Source organism: Aggregatibacter segnis ATCC 33393 (genome assembly GCF_000185305.1).
GTDB lineage: Bacteria > Pseudomonadota > Gammaproteobacteria > Enterobacterales > Pasteurellaceae > Aggregatibacter > Aggregatibacter segnis.
Window position 1 is genome coordinate 1160591 of the sequence record NZ_GL622200.1, and the last position, 24684, is coordinate 1185274.

Genomic DNA, 24684 nt, shown 5'->3' on the forward strand with positions numbered 1-24684 from the left:
AAAAATTCTGAGAAGCCTCAGAATTAGAATTGGTCGGCGAGATAGGATTTGAACCTACGACCCACTGGTCCCAAACCAGTTGCGCTACCAAGCTGCGCTACTCGCCGATGGGGTGGCTAATGGGACTTGAACCCACGACAACCGGAATCACAATCCGGGGCTCTACCAACTGAGCTATAGCCACCATATTTAATGAGTTGAACTCGCATAACCTCTGGCGCGCTCGACAGGATTTGAACCTGCGACCTTTGGCTCCGGAGGCCAACGCTCTATCCAACTGAGCTACGAGCGCTAGAAGCGTCGTTGCGGGGCGTATATTAAAAGTTTAAAAAGTGCTTGTCTAGTTTTTTTTTATAAAAATTTATCATCAGCTATTTTTTTAGCCAAAATGAATATAATTTATAAAATTTCTGGTTATTTTTTATTTAACTCTAACTTTTTAGTGAAAAATTTAACTTCTATTTAGTTTTAGCACGTTTAGCCGCACGACGTTTCATTCGACGTATCCAACGGGTAATCTTCCAAGCTTTCGTAATAGAATAAGAATAAAGGAAGAAGAGAATAATGAATGCGATGAACATGATCCATTCATTAATATAGTAAATTTCTCCTAAAATCCCAAAGCAGGCGCACAATGCCGCGACAAAGGTAATTAACAAAAACGCCTGACGGGAAGTTAAACCTGCACGCACCATCAAATGATGGACATGCAAGCGATCCGGACGGAATGGGCTCTTCCCTTTTCTTAAACGACGATAAATAATCGCCACCATATCCACCAACGGAATAGCAATCACCCAAAGTGCGGTCACCGGATTCATCGGATGACCTTTGCCTTGCGTACTTAGCAACAGAATCCAAATAATCGTAAAACCAATTAAAGTACTGCCGGCATCGCCCATAAAGACTTTAAATTTCGGTCCCAACGGAATCCCCAGATTCATCATTAAATAAGGAATCGTTGCAATAATTAAGCCAAAACTCCAATAAGCCAAATCCATTTGCCCATCGCGATACATCAAAATACCGATCGCAGCGAAAGAAACACAAGACAATCCGCCCAGTAAACCGTCAATACCATCGATCATATTAAAAGCATTAATAATGCCGATGGTCGCCAACACAGTAATAATTAAGCCGATAGATCCTAACGTGAGCTGGAATGGCCCTAAAATTTGCCCTAAATGATCGAGGTAAACATTCCCCATATCGATCATGAGAATGGCTAAAAATGCCTGAACACCTGCGCGCAAGAAAGGGCTAATATCATAACGGTCATCAATAATGCCCATTAATAGCAAGACTAAAATACTGAATAAATAAAGATAAGGTAAACGCGTTTGATCCCACTGCATGAGATAAAAACAAAGATTCCCCATAAACAATGAAATGCCGCCAATTAACGGAATTGCGCCTTGATGGCGTTTACGATAGTTAGGTTTATCCACCAAACCGATTTTAATCGCAACGGGGCGCATCACAAGTAAAGTTAAAAGTGCCCCAAGAAATGTAACAAATAACGTCAATAACATAGGTTTTCCCATGAAAATAAAATGCGCAAAGGATATCACAAAGACAAAAGGCTACATAAATATTTTTACTCACCTTCCTTTTTTTCAGTACAATAAAGCACTTTTTTGTATATAAGGATAAAAACGATGGCAAATTCAACCGCACTTTTCTCCCGCGCTCAGCATGTTATTCCAGGCGGCGTTAATTCACCAGTTCGCGCTTTTAACGGTGTCGGCGGCACACCGGTCTTTATTGAAAAAGCGCAAGGCGCTTATATTTATGACACAGACGGTAAACAATATATCGACTACGTAGGGTCTTGGGGCCCAATGATTTTAGGACACAATCACCCCACTATTTTAAATGCCGTGATGAAAACCGCACAAAACGGCTTGAGTTTCGGCGCACCGACACCGTTGGAAATCGAGCTCGCCGAATTAGTGTGTGAACTTATCCCTTCAATTGAAATGGTCAGAATGGTGAGTTCCGGCACTGAAGCTACGATGTCTGCCATTCGTTTAGCTCGTGGCTATACAAATCGAGATAAAATTATCAAATTCGAAGGTTGCTATCATGGTCATGCGGATTCCTTATTAGTCAAAGCCGGTTCCGGTGCATTAACATTGGGGCAGCCTAACTCACCGGGCGTGCCGGCAGATTTTGCCAAACACACGCTCACCTGTACCTATAATGACATCGACTCTGTCAAACAAGCCTTCGAGCAATATCCTGACGACATCGCTTGCGTGATTGTTGAACCGGTTGCGGGCAACATGAACTGTGTTCCACCAAAAAATGATTTTTTGCAAGGGTTACGCAAACTTTGCGATCAATACGGCGCCGTATTCATCATTGATGAAGTAATGACCGGTTTCCGTGTGGCACTTGGCGGTGCACAACGTTACTACAATGTCACACCGGATTTAACCTGTTTAGGCAAGGTTATCGGCGGTGGTATGCCGGTAGGCGCCTTTGGCGGTAAGAAAGAAATTATGCAACACATTGCCCCAACCGGCCCGGTTTACCAAGCAGGCACCTTATCCGGCAACCCGATTGCTATGGCAGCCGGTATCGCTTGCTTAACAGAATTGAAAAAAGCCGGTAATGAGCAAAAACTGGCGCAACAAACGGAAAAATTAGCAAAAGGCTTGCAACAGCTTGCCGATAAGCATCAAGTGCCGTTTACCGTTAATTATGTCGGCGGTATGTTCGGCATTTTCTTTACTGATAAAAAAGAAGTGACTTGTTATCAAGACGTGATGACGTGCGATACCGAAAAATTTAAACGCTTTTTCCACAAAATGTTGGATTTAGGCGTTTATCTGGCGCCGTCTGCATTTGAGGCAGGCTTTATGTCTCTTGCGCATTCTGATGAAGACATCGACCGCACGCTAGCGGCAGCAGATATTGCTTTTGCTGAATTGGCATAATTCATAAAACACAAAGTGCGGTCAGATTTAAAAACGTTTTTAAATCTGACCGCACTTTTATGTTTAATCGCTAATTTAAAATTTGCAACAAACGCGTCAGTAATGTCGCTCTCTCAGATTCATCCAACGCGCGTCCGAATTTGTTCGTTAAAATAAAGAAGTCTTCAGCCTTTTCACCAATGGTGGTGATTTTTGCGTTAAGTAAGTTCAACTCCAAGTCACAGAAGACAGCGCTCACATCCGCCAACAAGCCAGCCTGATCCAGCGCAAACAATTCCATTTCAGTTTGATCGTTCTTCTCAAGATTCAAAAAACGCACGTCGGTTTTCACATGAAAGTGAGCCAAATGGTGTTTTTCGCGCAGGCGTTGTTTATTCACCGTTTCTGACGTTAGGCTTTTCGTCAGAGCATCTTCCAACATGCGACGACGATCAAATGGCAACTCAGCACCATCCAATTCAGTCACAATAAAACTGTCCAACACATAGCCGTCTTGCGTGGTAATAATTTGTGCATCGTGAATGCTGAGTTTTTTCGCGCCGATGGTACTCACGACTTTATTAAACAGGTTCGGGCGGTCATTGGTATAAATAAAAATTTCCGTACCACCACCGGAAAACCGATTGCTCACTTTTACCAACACATCACCGCGAAACTCGGCAAGCAGTTGCGTATGCCAGCTGATTTGCTGCGGCGAACTACGTAAAAAATAATCCAACGGGCAACGTTGCCATAGCTTTTCAATTTGCAACTCAGAAAGTGCAGTGTTTTTTTCACGTATTTCTAATAACGCTAAGCGGCGATGCTCTTCGGCTTTTGCTTGATTGTCCAACAAGGTTGCCAGCCCTTGGGCAAATTGTTGTGTGGTGTAATCATATAAGGTTGCTAATAAAGAACGCTTCCAGTTGTTCCATAAGGTTTCATTGGTCGCCACAATGTCGGCAATGGTGAGGCAGGTTAAATAATCTAAGCGCACTTGATTACGCACCTGCTCGGCAAAACTCAACACAATTTCAGGATCGTGAATATCCCGTCGTTGTGCGGTCACCGACATCAACAAATGCTGTTCTACCAGCCATGCCATGGTTTCTGTTTCGCGTTGGTCGAAGCCATGCAGTGCTGCAAACTCGCGTATATCTTCCGCCCCCAGCAATTCATGCGCACCACCACGCCCTTTGGCGATGTCATGAAATAAAGCAGCGATATACAATAAAGTGCGGTCAGAAATTTGATGCATTATTTGATGGCAAATCGGGTGATTTTGTGCCGACGCTTCCGCTAAAAAACTTTCCAGTTTTAACATCACACGCAGAATATGTTCATCCACGGTGTAACAATGAAACAAATCAAACTGCATTAAGCCGACAATATTGCCCCATTGCGGTAAATAGGCGGTCAGCACACCATATTGGTGCATGGGGAAAAATGCCCTTTGGATAGCATTGGGCTGATTAAACAACCGAATAAATTTTTCTCGTGCCATCGCTAAATCGCATAAATAGCCTTGCCGTTGCTCTAGCGCCAAATACAGCTCACGTAACACGGAGGAATGGATCTCCGCTTGCGGATATTGCGTTAAATAATAGAAAAGATCGAGAATGCTATCCGGCTGTTGTTCAAAGCATTGGCGATGACGCAAACAAATGGATTGATTTATCAAGCTGAAATTCACATCAAGCACTTGCTCGTTCACCACTTTATGTGGAGTTAAAAAATGCTCCTGATAATGCTTGACCAGCAATTCGCTCAGCAATGAAATGGAATGTAACGCCTGAAAAAATTGCTTCATCATGGCTTCCACGCCTTGATTGCCTTCGCCTTGGAATCCCAATAATTCGCTGACTTTTAATTGACGATCAAATAAGAGGCGGTTGTCATAATGCTTCAAGATTAAATGCAATGCATACCGCACTTTAAACAGAAATTGTTGGCTTTTCAGCAACAAAGCATACTCCGCCGGATGAATAAATTCCGCTTGCAAAATTTCCTGTAAATTTTTCGCCCCGTTGTGGCGAAGGGCAATCCAATACAACAAATGCAAATCCCGCAAGCCGCCCGGACTGTATTTAATGTCGGGTTCAAGATTGTAAGACGTATTGTTATAACGTTGATAACGCTCATTTTTTTCTTGAATCTTTGCCAGGCAGAAATCTGTTTTTGACCAAAAAGTCGGTTGTTGCACCAATGCGACCAACTGTTTGAATAACGTTTGATTGCCGCATAAATAACGGGCCTCCAGTAAATTCGTGGCAACGGTAATATCCGCCATGCCTTCCGTTTCGCATTCGTCAAGGGTACGGATGCTCTGCCCAACATTAAAACCGCAATCCCATAAAAATTGCACGAATTGACCGAGCGTTTCTTGCAACGCACCGGTTGGAACTTGCTCCGTTAAAATCAAAATATCCAAATCGGAAAGAGGAAACATTTCCTGCCGCCCGTAACCCCCTACGGCAATCAGACTTAATGTGGGATTGTCGGCAAATTGAAAATGGCGCCACAAGTGCAAAAGGAATTGATCGTAAAACGCGGTACGATTGGCAATCAGTTGATCGATAGCTAATTTGTCAAAATTCGCCAGTTCAAACTGTTTTAAATTTTCTCTCTGAATTTTGACCGCACTTGGTGTAAGCTCGGCTTGGGTATCGTAAGGAAAAAGCATAAGTCGTCTTGCAAAAGCAGGAAATAGAAAAAATCCGCCACGGGAAACGTAGCGGATTTCAGTTAATTAAACGTTCACCATAACTCGTTGGATGCGCCCTTCGGCAATCTCTTCGTCACGGATGGTCATCACTTCACAGCCGTTTTCCGTCACCACAATTTGGTGCTCAAATTGGGCGGAATGGCTACGGTCTTTGGTTTTCACCGTCCACCCATCGCCCATTAAACGCACTTCTTTTTTACCGGCGTTAATCATTGGCTCAATGGTGAATACCATGCCCGGTTTTAACACGACACCGCCATCGTCCGCATAATAGTGCAACACTTGTGGTTCGCAGTGGAATTCCGTCCCAATGCCATGGCCACAATATTCGCGCACCACACTAAAAGTTTGAGATTCCGTATATTTTTGTACGGCTCTACCGATTTCATTTAAACGAATGCCCGGTTTAACCGTACGCAGACCGACATAAAGGGCTTCTTGCGCCGCTTCCACCAGCTTTTTACTGCGTAAATTGGTTTCGCCAACGATATACATTTTGGAATTATCGCCATAGTAGCCATCTTTAATGACGGTGATGTCGATATTTAAAATATCGCCTTTTTTCAGGTATTTATCATCACTTGGGATACCATGACAAACTACTTCATTAAGAGAGATACAGGTAGCTTTCGGGAAACCGTGATAATTCAGCGGCGCAGGAATGACTTTTTGCACATTCACCATATAATCGTGACAAATGCGATCCAATTCACCGGTACTCACGCCTTCTTTAATATACGGTTCAATCATCACCAACACATCGGATGCCAGTTTGCAAGCTTCGCGTAATTTAACAATTTCCTCTTCCGTTCTTAATGGAATACTCATGTTTATCTCCCTATTTAAAAATTAATGAGCGGAATTATAGCACTGTGACAGAGAAAAATCCTTGATAAATTCTTGAATGGACTAGTCGGTTATTGGATAATACGCGCTCAAATAAATCGTGGGGAATTACACAATATGACAGAGATATCCGTTCCGTTAACCTTTACTGATGCTGCGGCACAAAAAGTGAAGTCTTTAATTACCGAGGAAGAAAACCCGGCGCTTAAATTGCGCGTCTATATTACCGGCGGCGGTTGTAGCGGCTTCCAATACGGCTTTACCTTTGACGAAAAAGTCAACGAAGGTGACTTAACCGTAGAAAATGCTGGCGTGCAATTAGTTGTCGATCCGATGAGCCTACAATATTTAATCGGCGGCACCATTGACTATACCGAAGGCTTAGAAGGTTCACGTTTTGTGGTGAATAACCCGAATGCCTCATCCACTTGCGGTTGTGGATCGTCTTTCAGCATCTAATATGGATTTTCAGTTTACCTCCCATCAAGGCAACACTGTCGCGAAATGCTCAATGGAGCACGAAGCCTTCGCCAACTGGTTTAACATTGAAGTGCGGTCAAATCCACAACTGATTTCCACCGCACTTTTTCATTTACAAAACTTGCCCGCCCCCCATGCGGCGGATGTCGTGTTAACCGGTGCCGAATACAGCTTATACATTAACGCAGATGAGGTGATGGCGAAGGCAAATAATCTTGCCATTGAGAATCAAGACGCATTGGAAGACGGTTTTTATTATTACGATGATGAAAGTATCGCCTTTTGTGGCATTGAAGATTTTGCCCGTTTTTTACATTCTTACTTGGATTTTATCCGTGCCTAATCCCAACATTCAGCCCAAACGGTAACGCACATGGCAACAACACCTGCTCAAAATACGTCTTCCAAACAACCTTCTACAACGCCCCAAAAATCTTGGACGACGACCCTATTAAAAATTGCATTTACCGCCTTTTGTATGTTGTTTTGCTATTCCGCTTATTTGGATTGGCAAATTCGCAGCAAAATGGACGGACAAATTTGGCGTTTGCCGGCGGAAGTGTATAGCCGTATTGAAAGTGTTCGGGTCAGCGACCAACTCAGCCTTGAGCAAATTAAACAACTCCTGCTCGATAACGAATACCGCCAAACCACAATGATCGCAGCACCGGGCGATTTTAAAATCGAAGACAACACCATTGTCTTATTGCGTCGTGCGTTCCCTTTCCCCGACACACCGGAGGCACAACGGGTTTTTCGTCTGCGTTTTGAAAATGACAAACTGGCAGTCATTGAAGATCTGATTAACGTCAAAGCGATTGATGAATTTCGCTTGGCGCCGAAATTGATTACCATTTTGCAATCGGACAAAGAAGAACGTCTTGCGATTTCCTTGCAACAATACCCGCGCTTACTCATTGATGCGTTATTACTGACAGAAGATCGTCGTTTTTTCCAACACGATGGCATCAGCCCGCTGGGCATTTTGCGTGCCGTGATCACCAATATTCAGGCAGGTCATACCGTGCAAGGCGGCAGTACGCTGACCCAACAACTGGTTAAAAACTTATTTTTAAGTAACGAACGCACCCTCACCCGTAAAATTAACGAAGCCTTGATGGCGTTAATTCTCGATTGGCGTTATGACAAAAACCGTATCTTAGAAACCTACTTAAACGAAATTTACCTCGGGCAGAACGGCGATAACCAAATTCATGGTTTTGAATTGGCCAGTCAGTTTTATTTCGGACGCTCCGTGCGCGAAATCAGCCTAGATCAAATTGCCTTATTAGTGGGCATGGTCAAAGGCCCTTCCCTCTATAATCCGTGGCGTAATCCAACGAATGCACTAGAACGCCGCAATGTGGTGTTGCATTTGATGTTGGAACACAAAATCATCGGTGAGGAACTGTATCAATTATTGAGCCAACGCCCGCTCGGTGTGCAAGAAAAAGGGAAAATTAGCCGTAAATACCCGGCGTTTATTCAAACCTTACAAACCGAATTACGCCACCAACTTGGCGAAGGCAAGACAGAAAATCTCCTGGGGGCGCGAATTTTCTCTACATTGGACGTGAAACAACAAGATCGCGTAGAACAAGCGGTAATCAGTGCCGTATCCGATTTACAGCTCAAACATAAGAATCCGTTTTTGGAATCCGCCATGGTGGTTGCCGATTATCAAACCGGTGAAGTGCGCGCCATTGTGGGCGGGCTGCAAACGCAATTTGCCGGGTTCAACCGTGCCTTATCGGCTAAACGCCAAATCGGCTCGTTAGTAAAACCGTCCATTTATTTGACCGCACTTATGTATCCGGATCAATTTCGGTTGAACACACCGATTAACAACCAACCGATTACCATCAATGTAAAAGGCAGTCCGCCTTGGCAGCCACGCAATTACGACCGCAAATACAGCGGCTCGGTCATGCTGATGGATGCATTAGTTCGCTCATTGAATATTCCAACGGTCAATATCGGCATGAAGCTAGGGTTAACCAAAGTGATTTCGGTGCAACAAGCGATGGGTTGGGATAAAGTCACGATCCCGAAAGTCCCGTCAATGTTGCTGGGTTCCTACGCCATTTCGCCTTATGACGTGACCAAACTTTACCAAACCATCGCTAATGAAGGAGCAAGCATTCCGCTCAACACCATCAACAGTGTGGTGGATAGACAAGGCAATGTGGTTTATTCCCGTGAATTTGAGCCCAAACAAGTAGTTCCACGTGAAGCCGCTTTCCAAACGCTCTTTGCTATGCAACAAGTGGTTGATCGTGGCACAGCTCACAGCCTACAACCAGATTACGCCTATTTACACTTAGCCGGCAAAACCGGTACTACTAACGATGCTCGCGACACTTGGTTTGTCGGAATTGATGGCGAAAACGTCACCACCATTTGGCTTGGCCGAGACGACAACGGTGAAACAAAACTCACTGGTGCCAGCGGTGCGTTACAGGTCTATAAAGAGTATTTAAAACGCGCCACCACCCGACCGTTAAAACTTCATAAACCGGAAGACATTAAATGGGTCGGTATCAATGCCTATGGTGGTTGGGATTGCAGCAGTGCTCGCACCATTCCCGTTTGGGCTGACAGAAATCAATCGTTCTGCCAACAAACCGAATATGCGCCGACAATACCTTCCGCCAATGCTGTTGAAACCAATAATGCCCCTAAACAAGAAAGCGTTTGGGATGTGTTAAACGAAGGTAATTCGGCACCGGTGGAAGACGCAAGACCGGCAAATTAACGCAATAACTTTGCATCCATCTCTTTAAAAAATACCGTAAAAAAAGACCGCACTTTAACGCCTAAAGTGCGGTCTTGTTTAATGTATTTTGTGAAGGTGCAACAACATGAATCCCTCACAAAATGATGTTGCTATTGCCAGTGTTTCTTCTTCGATGTATGCCCGATACCCGGGTTAAAACTGTTGGTTGGATCGAGCGCTTTATAGAATTTACGTAACGCCGGTTTCGCTTCATATAAATGGCCCACATTATGTTCCGCAGGGTATTGTGCGCCGCGTTTATCAAGCAATTCCAACATTTGATGCTCCAATTCCATGCAATCATGGCCTTTTTTAACGATGTAATCCTGATGGAAAACATGACACATAAAATGCCCGTAATACAATTTATGACTGATTTTTTGGTCGATCTCAGGCGGCAGCGTTTCAAACCACTCACGATCATTACGACGTAATGCAATATCCAGTGCCACAATGTCTTCAACCTCTTTTTCATGAATCGCACGATAACGAATTGCTGCTGAGGCAACGGCAAAGCGGTGTAACATCGCCGCTTGAGTTTCTACGGCATCACATTCAAAGAAAGCGCCTTTGCTGCTCTCTTTAAAGTAAGAGGTTAAATAATCCCGCGCTTCCTGTACGCCATCACCGCCCATTTTAACAATCAAGTGATGTTCGTATTGATCACGATATTGCCATAATTTTTTCGGCAAATGTTCCGGCAAGACCGTTGAAATCGCCTGCATGATTTTGTCGCTGAAATGACTTGGCATAAAACTGATTTTTTTAGCCAAACGATCCACTTTGGCTTTCATGGCAAATAACTTCGGCAACCAATGCGTGCCAAATTTCTTGATAACCCAGAACGTATCTTTGCCGTATTTGGCTGCCACATCAAACGCGTCACGATGAATATACTCGCCGGAAATCGGTAGCTGTTTAAAATTCGCCAACATATGACGACGAAGATCATTTAATGCTTCAGTTTGGTTGGTGCCAATATAAAATACCGCGGTCTTGTTCTCCGCCACAAAGGTATCCAAACGGACAGCAAAAATCGCCAATTTACCTGCACAACCGGAAGCCTCATAGTGACGTGCCGGATCGGCATTAAAACGTGCAGGGCTGTCTTCATCCACTTGGCGCACATGATTGCAGTAGGCATGGTCGTGGCCTTTGCCACAATCTAATTGAATGTCTTTACGTTGATAACGTTGATTCTCTAAATTCGCTAAAATTTCTTCCGGCGTTTCACCCAAATCAATGCCTAAATGATTAATGAGCTGCAATTCCCCCTGCTCTGTTAATTGCGCATAAAGTGCCATTTCCGTGTAAGCCGGGCCACGTTGCACCAACGCACCACCGGAGTTATTACAAATACCGCCAATCACCGAGGCGCCAATACAGGAAGAACCGATGACAGAGTGCGGTTCACGTCCGTGTGGTTTTAAAGCGATCTCTAATTCATTTAGCGTAGAACCCGGCAAACAAACCACTTGTTGTGCGTCATTAATTAATTGAATGCCTGAAATGCGCATGGCATTGATGATCACAATGTCGCGATCGTAATCATTGCCATCGGGCGTGGAGCCACCGGTTAAACCGGTATTGGCGGCTTGAGCAATAACAATAACATCTGCCGCCACACAAGCTTTAAGAATCGCCCAAAACTCTGTTAAATTCCCCGGGCGAACTACGGCCAAAGCATTCCCGTTACCAAAACGATAACCACTGCGATGGGCTTCCGATTTACTCGGGTCGGTAATCAAATATTTGTCTCCGACAATTTGACGAAGTTGACTAATTAATGAAGTACTGGTCATAGATTGTTACCCTTATGTTAAAAATAACGTTAACGAAAAATGCCAAAAGAATAACAGAAAATAACAAGTAAAACAGAGTAAAAATACACTTTTTTTAGACCGCACTTTATTGTACAAAAGTATTAGTTTGATTAAAGCTGAAACAATTAAGTTACATAGATCACATTTTTTTTTAAAAATATATGCGTTTTTTGATAACTAGATCACACTTTCTCCAAATAGGTATATTTTTTCTAAGCGTATTTCCTAGAATGCCTGCGATGTTTTAATCGCTAATTATTATTAACAGGAGTAAACATGTCTTTTTTCCTAAGCGTCTTACCTATTGCTTTATTGATCTATTTAATGGTGAAGCGTAATGCTTTACCGTCTTACGTTGCATTACCTTGGATTGCAACACTTGTCATGGGCGTGCATTTATTGCACTTCCATACGGATATTGTCACGATCAGTGCAAACATCGCTTCTGCGATCGTTGCCGTACAAACCCCAATCACCGTTATTTTCGGTGCGATTTTATTTAACCGTTTCAGTGAAGTCTCCGGTGCAACTGACATTATGCGTAAATGGTTGGGTAACATTAACCCAAATCCGGTGGCGCAACTGATGATTATCGGTTGGGCGTTTGCCTTTATGATTGAAGGCGCCAGTGGTTTTGGTACACCCGCCGCTATTGCCGCGCCAATTCTGATGGGCTTAGGTTTTAATCCGTTAAAAGTCGCGATGCTTGCCTTAATTATGAACTCCGTTCCGGTGTCTTTCGGTGCGGTCGGCACACCAACATGGTTCGGCTTTGGCCCGCTTAAATTGTCTGAAGATATGGTACTAGAAGTCGGCTCCATCACAGCACTAATTCACTCTGTGGCAGCCCTGCTTATCCCATTGTTGGCATTGCGTGTACTCGTCAGCTGGAAAGATATTCGCCAAAACTTGGTCTTTATTTATATCAGTGTCTTTGCTTGCGTCGTGCCTTATTTACTGATTGCACAATTTAACTATGAATTCCCATCTTTAGTGGGCGGCGCAATCGGGTTGTTTGTTTCCGTCTGGGCGGCAAATCGCAATATCGGGTTAGCAAAAGTCGAAAACACATTGGATACCAATGCGGTAACCACCGGTCAAGTGGTTAAAGCCCTCTTCCCTACCGGTTTGTTAATTGCGTTTTTAGTCGTAACACGTATTCACCAACTGCCGTTTAAAGCGATGATGAACGATACCACCGTTTGGTTTACTACCGCGTTAGGTTCATTAGGGACATTCGAAATCAGTAAAGGCCTTATCTTCAGCCTAAAAAATATCTTCGGATCGGATGTTTCCTCAAGCTATAAATTGCTTTATGTACCGGCCTTAATTCCATTTGTTATCACCGTATTAATCGCGATTCCGGTATTCAGCGTTTCCGGTGCCAAAGTCAAAGATATTTTTTCCACCAGCTTGAAACAATCCAAAAATCCATTTATCGCCTTAATGGGTGCCTTAGTAATGGTGAACTTAATGTTAGTGGGTGGCGAACATTCTATGGTGAAAATCATTGGCCGTACCTTTGCAGAAGTCACCGGCGATGACTGGACGATTTTCTCCTCTTACCTTGGTGCAGTCGGTGCGTTCTTCTCCGGTTCTAACACCGTATCGAACCTAACCTTTGGTAGTGTACAATTATCCACTGCAGAAACGACCGGTTTATCCGTGGCATTAATCTTGGCACTACAATCAGTCGGTGGTGCAATGGGTAACATGGTATGTATTAATAATATCGTTGCCGTGTCCTCCGTATTAAACATTCAAAATCAAGAAGGCACCATCATCAAAACCACGATCATTCCAATGGTGATTTACGGTATTATTGCTGCACTTTGTGCCACCCTGTTAATTCCGTTGTTATACACGTTGTAGCGGCAACATATAAAATTAACTCAAAAAACGACCGCACTTTTGCGGTCGTCATTTAATTTTTTAACTGATTTTTCTTTTTGAATATTGGAGTATTACTATGAATGTGAATTTCTACGTAACCTGCATTGCCGACGTAGTAAAGAGTGGTGTAGCGAAAAACACCGTTCTGTTACTGGAAAAGTTAGGCTGTCAGGTGACCTTTTTGGAAAAACAAGGTTGCTGTGGACAACCTGCATTAAACAGCGGTTATACCAAACAAGCCCTTCCCGGCATGAAAAACTTGGTCGAAACCTTTGAAGCCAACGATTACCCTATCGTCGCCCCTGCCGGCTCTTGCGTTTATGCCGTTAAAAATTACCCGGATTACTTCACTCGCGCCAATGAACCGGAATGGGCGGAACGCGCGAAAAAAGTCGCCGCTCGTTTCTATGACTTAACGGATTTTATCGTCAATAAACTCGGCGTAACCGACATCGGTGCCCATCTGCCGGGTCGTGCAGTTTATCACCCTTCCTGCAGTCTTTTCCGTAAACTTGGCATCGTAGACGAGCCGATCACATTACTAAAACACGTTAAAGGTTTGGAACTGTTACCCATTCACAATCAACAAACTTGTTGCGGATTTGGTGGCACGTTCTCGGTCAAAATGGCGGAAATTTCCGGTGAAATGGTAAAAGAAAAAGTGGAACACGTTGAGGAAGTCGAACCGGAATACTTAATTGGTGCAGACGTGAGCTGTTTACTCAATATCGGTGGTCGCCTACAACGTGAAGGCAGCAAAATCAAAGTGATGCACATCGCAGAAGTGTTAATGCAGGAGTAATAAACTATGTCATTAAAAACCAGCAATCTTGCATTTAAAGCACGCGTTGATCGCGAAGTCCATAATGAAATCATGCGTAAAGCGGTGGTAAAAGCCCAAGAAACCATCGGCACAAACCGTCAAAAAATGGTGGATGAATTAGGCCACTGGGAAGAATGGCGTGATTTGTCAAAACAAATCCGTAACCACGTTTTAGCAAACCTTGATGCCTATTTGTACCAACTTAGCGAAAAAGTCATAGAAAACGGCGGTAAAGTTTATTTTGCCGAAACCGCCGAAGAAGCCACCGAATACATTCGCCAAGTTGCGCTGAAAAAGAATGCCAAAAAGATCGTAAAATCCAAATCCATGGTAACCGAAGAAATTGGGTTAAATAGCGTGTTGGAAAAAGAAGGCATGCAAGTCATTGAAACCGATTTAGGGGAATATTTACTGCAAATTTCCGGTGATAAGCCGTCTCACATCGTGGTACCTGCGATTCACAAAGATCGCCACCAAATTCGTAAAGATTTACATGAAAAACTCGGCTATGAAGGGGCAGAAACACCGGAAGATATGACCCGTTTCGTGCGTGAAAAAATTCGTCAGGATTTCTTAGAAGCAGACATCGGCATTAGCGGATGTAACTTTGCCGTCGCGGAAACCGGCTCTGTTTGTTTAGTCACGAACGAAGGTAACTTGCGTTTAGCCACCACCCTTCCTAAAACCCACATTGCGGTGATGGGGATGGAACGCTTGGCACCGACGTTCCAAGAAGTAGACGTGTTAATTACCATGCTTGCCCGTAGTGCGGTAGGCGCCAGATTAACCGGTTACAACACATGGCTTACCGGCCCTCGTCTTGCCGGCGAAACCGATGGTCCTGAAGAATTCCATTTAGTCATTGTCGATAACGGTCGTTCCGATATTTTGGCCTCTGAATTCCAAGAAGTTTTACGTTGTATTCGTTGCGGTGCATGCTTAAATACCTGCCCGGCGTACCGTCAAATCGGTGGTCATGGTTACGGCTCCATTTATCCGGGCCCAATTGGTGCAGTGATTTCGCCATTACTTGGCGGCTATGACGAATTCAAAGAATTGCCATATGCCTGTTCCTTGTGTAATGCCTGTAACTCTGTTTGTCCAGTACGCATTCCGTTAGCGCAACTGATTTTAAAACACCGTGAAAAAATGGTGGAACAAGGTAAAACGCCAGCCTTGGAACGCTTATCCATTTTCGGTTTTGGCTTTGCCAACTCCCATCCAACCTTATGGAAAATCGGTGTAAACACCGGCGCCAAATTAGCGGGTAAACTCATTAAGAACGGCAAAGCGCCAATTAAAATGGGTGCTTTGGCAGAATGGACAAAAGCCCGTGATTTACCGACACCTGAAGGCGAAAGCTTCCGTCAATGGTTCAACAAAAGAGGATCAAACTAATGGATTTACAAAATAGAGAAAACTTCCTCAATAAATTGGCAGCCAAAATGGGTAAACAACGTGCCAATGTGCCTGAAACGATGGCGACACCGGTGAATACTTACCCAACAGAACGCTTGACCCATCTCACCCAAGCAGAACTTTGCGAAGAATTTGTAAACTTCGCCAAAGTGATGATGGTGGATGTGGTTGTTGCTTCAGAAACGTTAGCAAAACAGACCGCACTTGAGCTTTGCGAAAAATACGGTGGCGGCGATATCGTGTTAAACGATGACTCACGTTTAGAAGAACTCGGCATCACCGAGGCGGTTCAAGAAAAATACACTTGCCATATTTGGTCACCGGAACAGGCGGAAGCGAACATTGCCAAATCGGAACAAGCCAATATTGGGATTGTTTACGCCGAATACGGTTTAACCGAATCAGGCGGTATCGTGCTATTTTCCCAAGCTGAACGTGGACGTTCTGTGAGCTTACTGCCGGAGAAATCCATTGTCATTGTACGTAAAAGCAAGATACTCCCTCGTGTAGCACAACTGGCAAAAATCCTACATGACAAAGCCCAACAAGGCGAACGTATGCCTTCTTGTATTAATATCATTTCCGGCCCAAGTTCCACGGCAGATATTGAATTAATCAAAGTGGTCGGCGTGCATGGCCCAGTGGCGAAAATCTATCTTGTCATTGATGATTTAGCACAAAACTAAAACATCCTCGCCATGAGATAAAAAGGAAAGTTGCCAAACTTTCCTTTTTTATGCGCCATAAAAAATGCTCATTTTGTGATCTACCTCAGAGATCAAACAAGAATTTACTTGCACTAAAATCTCATTAGAGGATAATAATTCTCAATTATATCTATAGGCAAATGCAATAAATCAAGGAGATGCGCATGTGTTTTTCCCGTTGGTCTCAATCTGTTTTTTTTAGTTTTATGCTTCTGTTTTCAGCATTTACCCACGCAGAAGATAACTATCAGCAATGGGTACAAGACATTGAAAATCGCTTGGATAAAACCACCGCACTTTATTCCGAAAATAAAATAGATGACGCCCGAACTGAAGTCCAAATGGCCTATTTTGAAGTATTTGAAAATCTTGAAGGCCCTATTCGTATTAACTTTTCTGCACAAAAAAGCTATCAAATGGAAGCCACCTTTGGCGAAATTCGCAAGATGATTGGTGACGGTCTGCCACAAGATCAAGTTAAAGCTAAAATTGAAGGTCTCAAAGCCGAATTGCAAGAAGTGCTTCCTTCTTTAAAAGAGGGACATCAACTTAACGCCTCCGCGCAACATGGCGTATATGAAAACCAAACTATCGCCCCGCATTGGCAAAAAAGCTTTAAAACTATCGATGATTTATTAGCTCAAGCCATGACGGCGTATGAAGCGAAAGATTACGCAACCGCCAAAAAACTGGTGCAACAAGCGCAATACGATGGGTATAAAAACTCCGAAATGGAAATGTCCATTCGCCAAAATCGTTCCGCCGCCATTTCCGGCAATCTTAATCAACAGTTTTATGATTTAATCAAACTGAGCGAACAACAGGATCAAATCAGTAATTTCGGTTATCAAATCACGACGTTATTACAAGACGTTGAAGAGCAACTGCCTGACTTACCAACCACCCGTGATACACAAGCGGAACAGCCTGCCAATCAAACTATTGCCGATACCACGCAGGACAAAGACTGGTCGCAGGTTAGTGCACAAGTGAACGCAGGCATTCAACAAGCCATCGGCTTGTACGAGCAAGGCGAGGCTAAAAAAGCCATGTTAGCGGTGCAAGATACCTACTTTGACATTTTTGAAAGCACAGGTATGGAGAACAAAATCGGTTCTCGCGACAGCAATTTCAAAACCCAATTAGAAGGCTATTTCACCCGTTTGGTGAGCTTAATGAAAGCCGGCGCAGAGAAAGAAAAGTTACAAGAACAAGCGCAAGGATTAAGCCAAGATTTAAGTAAAGCTGTAGAGATGTTACAGGGCGGAGAACAAACCGCCTGGAGTATATTCTTATACAGCTTATTAATCATCTTGCGTGAAGGCTTGGAGGCGCTATTAATTGTTGCTGCCATCGTGGCATATTTAGTAAAAAACAACCATCAGGACAAACTGCCTGTTATTCGCCAATCCGTCTATGTGGCATTACTCGGTAGCCTTATTACCGCCGTGATCTTCCAACTTATTTTCTCTAATTCCGGCGCCAGCCGAGAATTATTGGAAGGTTTCACAATGATAATTGCTGTGGTGATGTTATTCATGATGAGCTATTGGTTGCTCTCCAAAGTGGAAGCGCAAAACTGGAAACGCTATTTGGAAGGCAAACTCTCTACCGCGCTCACCACCGGCTCTCTTGTAGGTCTGTGGCTGACCAGTTTCCTTGCCGTGTATCGTGAAGGCGCAGAAACCGTGTTGTTCTACTATGCTCTCGCCGGCGATGCACAAAGTGCGGTCAGTTATTTCTATCTTTTTGCCGGTTTTGCCGTGGGCGTTGTGATTTTGGCCATTTGCTATTTCATCATGCGCTATACCGTGGTGAAACTTCCGCTCAAACCGTTCTTTATGTTCACCGGTTCATTCATGTATTTAATGGCCTTTGTGTTTGCCGGTAAAAGCGTACTGGAACTTATCGAAGGCAAATTATTTGAACCAACCTTGGTTTCCGGCATCACGGAAATCTCATGGTTGGGTATTTATCCTTATGTAGAAACATTGGTTCCGCAGGCTGTCTTGTTGGTGGCTGCTGTTTTTGCATTCATTTATATGAAGTACCAAAGCAGAAAATCTGCTTAATGTCGCACAAGCTATACTTATTCAGTTAAGGAGAAACTAAGTATGAAAAAAACATTAATCGCCACCGCACTTTTAGCAGGCATGATCACCGCACCGGCAGCCTTAGGCTTCAAAGAGTTCCCTGTCGGTGAACCGGTAACTATGAACGAAATGGAAATTGCCGCCGTGTATTTGCAACCGGTTGACATGGAACCTCGTGGCATGGGCTTGCCGGCAGCGAAATCCGATATTCACTTAGAAGCGGATATTCACGCCACCAAAGGCAACAAAAACGGTTTCGGTGAAGGTGAATGGATGCCTTACTTAACCATTCAATATACCCTAGTAAACAGCGACACCGGTGAAAAACAAGAAGGCACCTTCATGCCGATGGTAGCCAGCGACGGTCCTCACTACGGTGCAAACATCAAAATGATGGGCGTGGGTAACTATAAATTAACCTATCACATTGACCCGCCACCAAAAGCCGGTATGCACCGTCACACTGACGAAGAAACCGGTGTTGGCCGTTGGTGGAAACCGTTTGATGTTAACTATGAATTCAAATTCACCGGTTTGAAATAAACCTTTCAGGTGTTAACTAAAAATAACAATAAAAACACCTTGAAATCACTCAAGGTGTTTTTTTATGCTAGAGCATAATCTCTGATCAAAAATAAGCGATATGATTCATTCACCCTTTCGGAGTAAGCTATGAACTATTTTTTTGTTTTCCTCATTCAAACCCTACTCCCTATTTCTATTTTGCTCAGTTGCAGTTGGGCACATTACCCGAACGCCAATGCGAAAAAACTCATTTGGCTTTCTCTTTTCGGATTTTTTATCGGTAACCTCGTCTCGCTGAATTTACCTGCAACACAAAGTGCAAAACTCTCTGTTACCATTATTGCATTGTGTATTTTATTGTTTGCTTATTTCAGCCAATTTATCTATTGGCAAAAACTCAATACCTTTTGGCATATCATGTTGTCTATGCTTGCCGGACACTTGTGGGCGAAAGATCCCAATATTGCGGCTATCACCGGCACAGACGTCATTAACACCGACTTTTTACTTCAATTCAGCGCGATCATTTTGGGCGTTATTTTCTGCATTATTGTCGCCGGTTGGCTATTTATTTTATTTCAACAACAAAAAACGTCAGGAAAAACGACCGCACTTTCTGTTTTCTTAACCTCCCTTTTCACACTGCTATTAATAACCCCATTAATGGGCGATATCTTGTTGATTTTAATGAAGCTTCAAGTGATAGATCTCACAAAAGTGCGGTTAAGTTTTGCGGCAAAATCAGGCAATATTTCCATCTATTTGAATTATATTAACGTCGCGGTATTGGCATTTATTGTGTGCCTATTTGCTTTCAAAACACACTTGCCACGCCTTCATCAAGTTAAGCAAGAACAAGACCCGATTGAAAAACGCAAAGCCATTGCCGCCAAACGCACCTCCGGCAAAATTATTGCTTACGGTTTAGTCGCAACCGCTATCATCCTTGTTTCCCAACTTTATTGGGACAGAATTGCGTCCCAGCCGCCACAACTTTCGGAAGCGCAAAGAGTCACCTTAGATGGGGAAAACAACGTACACATCCCAATCGAACAAGTAAAAGACGGCAAATTACACCGTTTTCTTTGGGTTGCCGACGATGGCAAAGCGGTACGTTTCTTCATTATTAATCGTCTGCCCGACAAACTCAGTCTTGCCGCCGTATTCGATGCCTGCATTTTATGCGGCGACCAAGGTTATGTAATGGAAGGCAACCAAGTGGTCTGCGTAGGTTGTGGCGTCCGTATGTTTACCCCTTCCATCGGTAAACCGGGCGGTTGCAATCCTGTGCCAATCGATGATTGGAAACAAACAGATACAGAAGTAGTCATCAACAAGAAAAACTTGGAAGAAGGCTTAAACTATTTCAGTACGATCATTGAAATTGAAGTGGTGGATCCCGTCAATGGTAAGAAATTGACCAACACTAAAACGGAACACAAATACAGCCATGAAGGCAAAACCTATTTCTTTACTGATGAAAAGAACTTAGAACTGTTCCGTGATAATCCTGAGGCCTATTTAAACAAAACCGATGAAGCCTCAACCGCCAAGGAGGAAAAATAATCATGTTAGCGCGAATGTTATTTCAGTCTTGGCGTTATGGTTTAAAACGTAAGTTTCTTGCCATTGTCACCATTTTCCTCGCTGCCGGTTTGATTTCCGCCTTGCTCGCCGTGTCCATCGACATTGGTGACAAAATGGCAAAAGAATTGAAATCTTACGGTGCCAATATTTTGGTAGAACCGGCTAGCAGTGCCGTTTTGCCGGATGATGTCAGCGGCCGTAGCTCCCTCGCTACGCAAGATTTTTTAGATGAAAAAGAACTGCCGAATGTGAAAGACATTTTCTGGCGCAACAACATTGTGGGGTTCGCGCCCTTACTGAGCACACAGGTAAAAGCCAGCGTGGCTAACGGCGCAAAAAACGATGTGAGCATCCTCGGGACGTTTTTTGATCATAATATTCCTGTGCCGGATGAAGAGGATTACCACACAGGGCAAAAAATCATCAGTCCTTATTGGCAAGTAGAAGGCGAATGGGTGGATGATGCTACTGATGATTTCGGTGAACAAATTCCTGCCCTACTCGGTGCCCAGCTTGCCAAACAACAGCAATGGAAAATCGGTGATGTGATTACCTTAAGTTATCAGACGGAAGAACACGCACCGCAACAACACATGACCGCTATCGTAAAAGGCATTGTTAAAACCGGCGGCACAGAAGAACAACAACTGATTTTGCCGTTAAGTGCGGTGCAAAATTTACTTGGATTAGAAGGCAAGGTACAGGCGATTAAAGTCTCCGCGCTCACCGTGCCGGAAAATGATTTATCCCGCAAAGCGCGCGCCAATGTGGACGGTTTGGCCGCCGAGGAATATGACCGTTGGTATTGCACGGCCTACGTTTCCTCTATTTCCCATCAATTGGAAGAAGCAATTTCCGGCGCGATTGTTCGCCCTATTTGGCAAGTCGCGGCTTCCGAAGGCGTCGTCATTGAGAAAATTCAATTATTACTCGCTGTCGTCACCCTTGCCGCACTGATTGCCGCCGCCATGGGTATTGCTTCATTAATGACCACAACCATTATCGAACGCAGCAAAGAAATCGGTTTAATGAAAGCGCTCGGCGCCTATCAATGGCAAATCGTCTTGCTGTTTTATTGCGAAGCTATCATCAGCGGGTTAATCGGTGGCATCTTAGGTTGCATTGCCGGTTGGGGGTTAGCTCGTTTTATCGGTGCCACGTTATTTGGCGCACCGCTCAGTTTCGCCTGGATAGTTATCCCTTGCGTACTGGTACTTTCCGTCTTGATCGCCGTGATCGGTGCTTGGTTCCCGGCACACCGTATTGCCCGTCTTTATCCTATCGAGGTACTTTATGGCAGACAATAAACCTATCAACATGTTTTGGCGCTTGGTGTTACGCGCCTTACGCCTGCGCTTGCAACGGGTATTCATCATTTTTGCCGCGCTTACTGTGGGCGCAAGCATTGTGACGGCAATGGCGGCGGTGTACTTCGACATCAACACCAAAATGAGCCAAGAACTGCGTACCTTCGGCGCTAATTTTTATATTGGCCCCAGCAACGGCAATTTAATCAAAGTGGATCAAGTGCAACAGATCCTTGACCAAGCACCGAAAGGCTTAATCACGGCCGCAAGCCCCTATTTATATGGCGTGACACGTAGTGATTTGGAAAAAATCGTGATGATGGGCGTGTGGTTTGAAGACATGAAAACCCTTGCACCTTATTGGCAAATCACAGGCACTCCTATCGGAGTGAATTTCGATGAGCGCAACGCCATGATCGGTAAAACTCTCGCGGAACGGCTCAATTTAAACGTGGGCGATAAACTCACGTTAAGCCTCAATTCCGTAGATAAACACCAGTTCAATATTAAAGCTATCGTAGAAGCAGGCGATGCCACCGACAATATGTTGATCGTGAGCCTCGATTTTGCACAAAACTGGTTAGAAAAAGAAAACTTGGCGACTAACGTATTGTTAAACGTCAAAAACGATCAAGGCCAAGTGGATCAATTCGCCCAACAGTTACAACAACAATATCCCGATTTAGACATTCATCCGATCCGCAAAGTCTCCGCCTCCGAAGGGCAAATTTTAGATAAAATCAAAGGCTTGATGGGGTTGATTTCTGTGGTAATTTTGATTTTAGCTACCCTTTGCGTGAACACCACCTTAATCGCCATTGTGGGCGAACGAGCGAAAGAATTTGCGTTGCAAAAAGCTCTCGGTGCGAAAAGCCGAGACATCATTAAACAAATCGGCGCAGAAACCTTGATTATCGCCCTTTGCGCCATTGTATGCGGCTTAATCATCGGCTATCTATTAGCACAGGTGCTCGGCTTAACCGTATTCAAAGCCTATATTGATATGCGCCTGCCGGTGCTCCCGATTACCATTACTTTATCCTTATTAGTGGCGTTTATCGCAGTTATCGTACCGACCCGCCGCGCTTTAGAGATTCAAACCGCCAACGTATTGAAAGGGGAATAACATGGCTAAACCAGTCATTGAAACACAGCATTTATATAAAAGATTCGGCCAAGTGACCGCACTTGAAGACATTAATATTCAAATTGCCGAAGGTGAATTCGTCTCTATCATGGGTGCCTCCGGTTCAGGTAAAACCACATTAATGAACATTCTCACCGGCTTGGATACCGCAACCGAAGGCAAAGTGATTTTAGACGGTGTGGATGCCGCACAACTGGACGAAACGGGCAGACAACGTTTCCGCGCGGAAAAAATCGGTTTAGTGTTCCAACAATTTCACCTCATCCCTTATTTAACCGCGCTTGAAAACGTGATGCTGGCGCAACATTACCACAGCGTAGTAGATGAAGCCGCCGCCAAAGCCGTATTAGATCAAGTGGGTTTGGCGCATCGCATGAATCACCGCCCAAGCCAACTTTCGGGCGGGGAACAACAACGGGTGTGCATTGCGCGCGCCTTAGTGAACCAGCCGCCGGTTATTTTTGCCGACGAACCGACCGGCAACCTCGATGAAACAAATGAAAATTTGGTATTGAATTTACTCACGGAATTAAACCGACAAGGGCGTACGATTGTCATGGTGACCCATAACCCGGACTTAGGCAAACTCACCAACCGCATTATTTACTTGCAACACGGCAAATTATTGCGTGAGGAAAAAAATGCGGGTTAATTTTCTTCGTTTTCTCGGTATAAGTGCGGTCGTTTTTTTCAGTGTTTCCTGCAAAGAGGAATCCGCGCAAATCGGCCAATCTGCCCCGGAAATTGCCGCCTTCGATCTACAAGGCAATAAAGCCTCGTTAAGCAACTGGCAGGGCAAAACTGTGCTCATCAATTTCTGGTCAGAAACCTGCGGTGCCTGCATTACGGAATTAAAAACCTTGCAACAATGGGCAGAAAAATACCCGAACCAAGTGCAACTGGTCGCCATGAATATCGACGGCGAAAAGGCCGACACACAAGCGATTATCATCAAACGACAACTCACCTTGCCGGTATTTAAAGATCAAATGAAAATCACCGCCGAACGCTACCAACTTGTCGGCACGCCAACCTCTTTCGTGGTTGACCCAAACGGCAAACTGATATATAAATTTGAAGGTTTGTTATCCGAAAAGGATTTACAACAACTCTTTACCCCAACGAAAATAAATCAAGGAAAATTATGAAAATTTACTACGCTATTCTTCCTCTTATAGCACTCAGTGCCGTTTCTGCCGTTCAAGCGGAAGGCGACATTGAACACGGCAAAAAAATTTTTAACCGCTCATGTGCACTCTGTCACGGAAAACAAGCTGAAAAATCAGCGATGGGACAATCCCAAATTATTAATACGTTCAGTCAAGAAAAAATTGTTAGCTCACTTCAAGATCGCAAAAGCGGAAAAATTTATGGTGCTGGCAATCACGTGAAAGAAGGGCTGAGTGACCAAGATATGCAAGATGTTGCAAGCTATATCCAAACGCTTAAACAATAGTATGGTTTCTTAATATCCTAAGCTCCAAACAACTTATAAAAAAACCGCACTTTAGATAAAAAATCTCAGTGTGGTTTTTCTTATGGTTTATCTCAGCCATTTATAGTTTATTGTCAGTTTTCTTCTATTCTTTTCTTATACGACTAAATTCCTATG

General features: G+C 44.0%; 20 protein-coding genes and 3 tRNA genes. 16 read left to right on the forward strand and 7 right to left on the reverse strand.

Annotation, left to right across the window (positions count from 1 at the left end; all coding sequences use genetic code 11):
- Positions 1–30: 30 nt before the first annotated feature.
- The 4 genes from HMPREF9064_RS04055 to wecA form a co-directional block, all read right to left on the reverse strand.
- Positions 31–107, reverse strand: a tRNA-Pro gene (locus HMPREF9064_RS04055).
- A 1-nt stretch (position 108) separates the two neighbouring features.
- A tRNA-His gene (locus HMPREF9064_RS04050) sits at positions 109–184 on the reverse strand.
- A gap of 31 nt (positions 185–215) precedes the next feature.
- Positions 216–292 (reverse strand) — tRNA-Arg (locus HMPREF9064_RS04045).
- A 166-nt stretch (positions 293–458) separates the two neighbouring features.
- Positions 459–1532: a UDP-N-acetylglucosamine--undecaprenyl-phosphate N-acetylglucosaminephosphotransferase gene (wecA, locus tag HMPREF9064_RS04040; RefSeq protein WP_032997900.1), complete on the reverse strand. Its 1074-nt coding sequence runs from the start codon at positions 1530–1532 to the stop codon at positions 459–461.
- A gap of 126 nt (positions 1533–1658) precedes the next feature.
- On the opposite strand from wecA, the gene hemL reads away from it, so the two are divergent.
- Positions 1659–2942, forward strand: coding sequence for a glutamate-1-semialdehyde 2,1-aminomutase (hemL, locus tag HMPREF9064_RS04035; protein WP_006718541.1), 1284 nt, complete (start codon positions 1659–1661; stop codon positions 2940–2942).
- A gap of 70 nt (positions 2943–3012) precedes the next feature.
- Here hemL and glnD read toward each other — a convergent pair whose 3' ends face one another.
- On the reverse strand, positions 3013–5604 hold the full coding sequence (gene glnD, locus HMPREF9064_RS04030; RefSeq protein ID WP_006718542.1) for a bifunctional uridylyltransferase/uridylyl-removing protein GlnD: 2592 nt from the start codon (positions 5602–5604) through the stop codon (positions 3013–3015).
- 66 nt (positions 5605–5670) lie between these two features.
- Positions 5671–6474 (reverse strand): type I methionyl aminopeptidase, encoded by an 804-nt coding sequence (map, locus tag HMPREF9064_RS04025; protein WP_006718544.1) that lies wholly within the window; start codon positions 6472–6474, stop codon positions 5671–5673.
- Positions 6475–6609: 135 nt separating this feature from the next.
- On the opposite strand from map, the gene erpA reads away from it, so the two are divergent.
- From erpA to mrcB, 3 genes are read left to right on the forward strand one after another with little or no spacing between them, the layout of a single operon-like run.
- Positions 6610–6951 (forward strand): iron-sulfur cluster insertion protein ErpA, encoded by a 342-nt coding sequence (erpA, locus tag HMPREF9064_RS04020; RefSeq protein WP_006718546.1) that lies wholly within the window; start codon positions 6610–6612, stop codon positions 6949–6951.
- Position 6952: 1 nt separating this feature from the next.
- Complete coding sequence (locus HMPREF9064_RS04015) at positions 6953–7315, forward strand: YacL family protein (protein ID WP_032997901.1); 363 nt, start codon at positions 6953–6955, stop codon at positions 7313–7315.
- A gap of 30 nt (positions 7316–7345) precedes the next feature.
- Positions 7346–9727 carry a penicillin-binding protein 1B gene (mrcB, locus tag HMPREF9064_RS04010; RefSeq protein ID WP_006718550.1) on the forward strand — a complete coding sequence of 794 codons (2382 nt, stop codon included), beginning with the start codon at positions 7346–7348 and terminating at the stop codon, positions 9725–9727.
- Between the two features lie 131 nt (positions 9728–9858).
- On the opposite strand, the gene dld is transcribed toward mrcB, so the two are convergent.
- Positions 9859–11550 carry a D-lactate dehydrogenase gene (gene dld, locus HMPREF9064_RS04005; RefSeq protein ID WP_006718551.1) on the reverse strand — a complete coding sequence of 564 codons (1692 nt, stop codon included), beginning with the start codon at positions 11548–11550 and terminating at the stop codon, positions 9859–9861.
- A 297-nt stretch (positions 11551–11847) separates the two neighbouring features.
- Between dld and HMPREF9064_RS04000 the strand changes: the two genes are divergently transcribed.
- The 12 genes from HMPREF9064_RS04000 (at position 11848) to HMPREF9064_RS03945 (ending at position 24528) form a co-directional block, all read left to right on the forward strand.
- The gene (locus HMPREF9064_RS04000) at positions 11848–13443 is read left to right on the forward strand and encodes a lactate permease LctP family transporter (RefSeq protein ID WP_006718552.1); all 1596 of its coding nucleotides are present in this window, start codon (positions 11848–11850) and stop codon (positions 13441–13443) included.
- A 97-nt stretch (positions 13444–13540) separates the two neighbouring features.
- Positions 13541–14266 (forward strand): (Fe-S)-binding protein, encoded by a 726-nt coding sequence (locus tag HMPREF9064_RS03995; RefSeq protein ID WP_006718553.1) that lies wholly within the window; start codon positions 13541–13543, stop codon positions 14264–14266.
- Between the two features lie 6 nt (positions 14267–14272).
- Positions 14273–15685, forward strand: a complete 1413-nt coding sequence (locus tag HMPREF9064_RS03990; protein WP_006718554.1) for a LutB/LldF family L-lactate oxidation iron-sulfur protein — start codon at positions 14273–14275, stop codon at positions 15683–15685.
- A complete protein-coding gene (locus HMPREF9064_RS03985) occupies positions 15685–16392 on the forward strand; it encodes a LutC/YkgG family protein (protein WP_032997902.1) in 708 nt (235 codons plus the stop codon). The genes HMPREF9064_RS03990 and HMPREF9064_RS03985 overlap by 1 nt, the downstream gene beginning before the upstream one ends.
- A gap of 185 nt (positions 16393–16577) precedes the next feature.
- Positions 16578–18485, forward strand: a complete 1908-nt coding sequence (locus HMPREF9064_RS03980) for an FTR1 family iron permease (protein WP_006718556.1) — start codon at positions 16578–16580, stop codon at positions 18483–18485.
- Positions 18486–18527: 42 nt separating this feature from the next.
- Complete coding sequence (locus HMPREF9064_RS03975; RefSeq protein WP_006718557.1) at positions 18528–19049, forward strand: iron transporter; 522 nt, start codon at positions 18528–18530, stop codon at positions 19047–19049.
- Between the two features lie 129 nt (positions 19050–19178).
- Entirely contained in the window at positions 19179–20597 is a 1419-nt protein-coding gene (locus HMPREF9064_RS03970) for a Fe-S-containing protein (protein ID WP_006718558.1), read from the forward strand.
- Positions 20598–20599: 2 nt separating this feature from the next.
- Complete coding sequence (locus HMPREF9064_RS03965; RefSeq protein WP_006718559.1) at positions 20600–21925, forward strand: ABC transporter permease; 1326 nt, start codon at positions 20600–20602, stop codon at positions 21923–21925.
- On the forward strand, positions 21912–23051 hold the full coding sequence (locus HMPREF9064_RS03960) for an ABC transporter permease (RefSeq protein WP_006718560.1): 1140 nt from the start codon (positions 21912–21914) through the stop codon (positions 23049–23051). Before HMPREF9064_RS03965 ends, HMPREF9064_RS03960 begins: the two co-directional genes overlap by 14 nt.
- 1 nt (position 23052) lies before the next feature.
- Positions 23053–23724 carry an ABC transporter ATP-binding protein gene (locus HMPREF9064_RS03955; protein ID WP_006718561.1) on the forward strand — a complete coding sequence of 224 codons (672 nt, stop codon included), beginning with the start codon at positions 23053–23055 and terminating at the stop codon, positions 23722–23724.
- Positions 23714–24220, forward strand: a complete 507-nt coding sequence (locus HMPREF9064_RS03950) for a TlpA family protein disulfide reductase (protein ID WP_006718563.1) — start codon at positions 23714–23716, stop codon at positions 24218–24220. The genes HMPREF9064_RS03955 and HMPREF9064_RS03950 overlap by 11 nt, the downstream gene beginning before the upstream one ends.
- On the forward strand, positions 24217–24528 hold the full coding sequence (locus HMPREF9064_RS03945; protein WP_006718565.1) for a c-type cytochrome: 312 nt from the start codon (positions 24217–24219) through the stop codon (positions 24526–24528). The genes HMPREF9064_RS03950 and HMPREF9064_RS03945 overlap by 4 nt, the downstream gene beginning before the upstream one ends.
- Positions 24529–24684 lie beyond the last annotated feature (156 nt).